The 3053-nt window shown below is 72.7% G+C and carries 1 protein-coding gene; it reads left to right on the top strand.

Translation table 11 applies throughout. From position 1 onward, the window contains the following. On the top strand, positions 1-3053 hold a 3053-nt coding region (locus AB0K43_RS31295; RefSeq protein WP_363645790.1), incomplete at both ends, for an amino acid adenylation domain-containing protein.

Below are 3053 nucleotides of genomic sequence, written 5' to 3'. Positions count from 1 at the left end.
GCACGCGGGGTTGGCGGGTTCGGTGTTCGAGGGGCCGGTGCTGGTGGTCGAGGAGCTGGCCGAGGGCCTGGCCGCGTTGCCCGGCCACGACCTGGTGCCCGTCACCACCCCCGACAACGCCATCTACGTGATCTACACCTCCGGCTCCACCGGCCGGCCGAAGGGTGTGGTGCTCTCGCACGCCAGCGTGCTGCGGCTGTTCACGGCCAGCGCCGGGCACTACGGCTTCGGGGCCGAGGACGCCTGGTCGCTGTTCCACTCGTACGCGTTCGACGTCTCGGTCTGGGAGCTGTGGGGGGCGCTGCTGTTCGGCGGCCGGCTGGTGGTGGTCCCGTTCGACACCGCCCGCTCGCCCGAGGACCTGCTGGAACTGCTGGTCGCCGAGCGGGTGACCGTGCTGAGCCAGACACCGTCGGCGTTCCGCTCGCTGGTGGCGCTGGCCGGCGCCGGGGACCCTCGGATCGACCGACTGGCGCTGCGGCATGTGGTGTTCGGCGGTGAGAAGCTGGAGCCGGGCGACCTCAAGCCGTGGACGGACCGGCTCGGGTTGGACGCGCCTGCGCTGATCAACATGTACGGCATCACCGAGACGACGGTGCACACCACCTTCCACCGGCTCACCGGGGCCGACCTCGCGGCGCCGTCCGTCAGTCCGATCGGTGCGCCGCTGCCGGATCTGGGGGTGCATCTGCTGGACGCCCATGGGCGGTTGGTGCCGGTCGGGGTGGTCGGCGAGATCCATGTCAGCGGCCGCGGTGTCGCGCGCTGCTACCTGAACCGGCCGGAGCTGACCGCCGAGCGGTTCGTGCCGAACCCGTACGGCGCGCCGGGCTCCCGGCTCTACCGTTCGGGTGACCTGGCGCGGCGGTTGCCGGACGGCAGCCTGCAGTCGGTCGGTCGGGCGGACGACCAGGTGAAGATCCGTGGTTACCGGATCGAGCTGGGCGAGATCCAGGCCGCGGTGGCGGCCCATCCCGAGGTGCGCGAGGCCGTGGTGATCGCCCGCGAGGACACTCCAGGTCAGAAGGAGCTGGTGGCCTACTGGACCGCCGAGCCCGGCACGGGGCCCGGCGCCGAAGAGCTGCGGGCGCTGCTCGGCGAGAGCCTGCCCGGGTACATGGTGCCTTCGGCCTTCGTCCGGCTGGAGAGCATCCCGCTGACCGGCAACGGGAAGACCGACCGCCGAGCGCTGCCCGCACCGCAGCGCTCCGCGACCGGCGAGGAGTCCGCCTTCGTCGCGCCGCGCAGCGTCACCGAGCAGCGCGTCGCCGAGGTCTGGTGCACGGCACTCGCCCTCGACCGGGTCAGTGTCGAGTCGACCTTCTTCGACCTCGGCGGCGACTCCATCCGGGCCGTCTCGCTGGTCGGCGCGCTGCGCGCGGCCGGCTACGACGTGACCGTCCGGGACGTCTTCGAGCACCGTACGGTGGCCGCGCTGGCCCAGTACCTCGGCAATCGCCAGGCCGCCCCGGCCCCGGTGCCCGCCGTGGCCCCGTTCCAACTGGTCGAGGAGGGCGTGCGTCGGGCGCTGCCCGACGGCCTGGCCGACGCCTACCCGCTGTCCCAGGTACAGCTCGGCATGGTGGCCGAGCTGCTCTCCGGCGGCAGCGCCAACACGTACCACAACGTCACGGCCTTCCGGGTCCGCGACGACCTGCCGTTCTCCGCGCAGGCGCTGCGCGGCGCGGTGCGCACGGTGGTCGAGCGGCACGAGGTGCTGCGGACCTCGTTCGAGCTGACCGCCTTCGGCAGCCCGCTCCAGCTTGTCCACGAGTCGGTCGCGGCGGAGCCCGCCATCCACGACCTGCGCGCTCTGGACAAGGGGCAACAGGACGCGGCGATAAGGGAGTTCACCGCCACCGAGCGGGCCACCCCGTTCGACCTGGAGGTGCCGCCGCTGATCCGGGTGACCGCGCACCTCACCGGAGAGCAGGAGTGGTGGATCTCCATCACGGAGTGCCACCCGGTGCTGGAGGGCTGGAGCTACCACTCGCTGCTGATGGAGCTGCTGGAGACCTTCCGGTCGCTGCGGGCCGGGCGCACCCCGTCGGCGCCCAAGCAGCCGTCGGTCCGGTTCGCCGACTTCATCGCCGCCGAACTCGACGCCGTGGCCTCGGCGCAGGACCGCGCCTTCTGGCGGGAGGTGCTGGACGAGCACCCGGCCTTCGCGCTGCCCGCCGGCTGGGGCGCCGAGCCGTCCGGCCCGCGCGAGCACTACCGGCTCGCGATCCCGTACCAGGACCTGGAGCCGCAGCTGCGGCTGCTCGCCGTCCGGGCCCGGGCCTCGCTGAAGAACGTGCTGGTGGCCGCGCACCTCAAGGTGCTCAGCCTGCTCACCGACGAGCAGAGCTTCTACACCGGCCTGGTCTGCGACGGCCGCCCCGAGGCCGTCGGCGCCGACCGGGTGTACGGCATGTACCTCAACACCCTGCCGTTCCCGGCCCGCCGCACCGCCCGCAGCTGGCGGGAGCTGGTGCAGCAGGTGCTGGGCGACGAGATCGCGATGTGGCCGCGCCGGCGGTTCCCGATGCCGGTGATCCAGCGCGAGCTGGGCGACGGCGGGCGGCTGATCGACGTGATGTTCAACCACCAGAACTTCCACCAGGTCGACCTGGGCCGGATCGACGCCGCGAGCGTGATCGACGAGGGCCACACCGAGTTCGGCCTGACCGTCACCACGCTCGGCGGCTGCTTCACCCTCGCCACCGACACCCACACCCTCGACCGCGCCCAGGCCGAGCGGATCGGCGCGCTCTACCGCGCCGTGGTCGAGGCGATGGCCGCAGATCCGGAGGGCGACGCCACGGCGGCCTTCCTGCCGCCCGGCGAGTTGGCGGTGGTGGACCGGCCGGTCCCGGGTGTGGTGAGCGAGTGGGACGGGCGGTGTGTGCACGAGGTGTTCGAGCGGCAGGCCGCGTCGACGCCTTCGGCGGTCGCGGTCACGCATGAGGGTGTTCTGTTGAGTTACGGGGAGCTGAACGCGCGGGCGAACCGGTTGGCGCGTCGGTTGCGCGAGCTGGGGGTGGGTGCGGAGTCGCTGGTCGGGGTCTGCC

This window comes from Kitasatospora sp. NPDC049258, assembly GCF_040678895.1.
Lineage (GTDB): Bacteria > Actinomycetota > Actinomycetes > Streptomycetales > Streptomycetaceae > Kitasatospora.
This window is presented reverse-complemented; position numbering and strand designations above follow the sequence as displayed.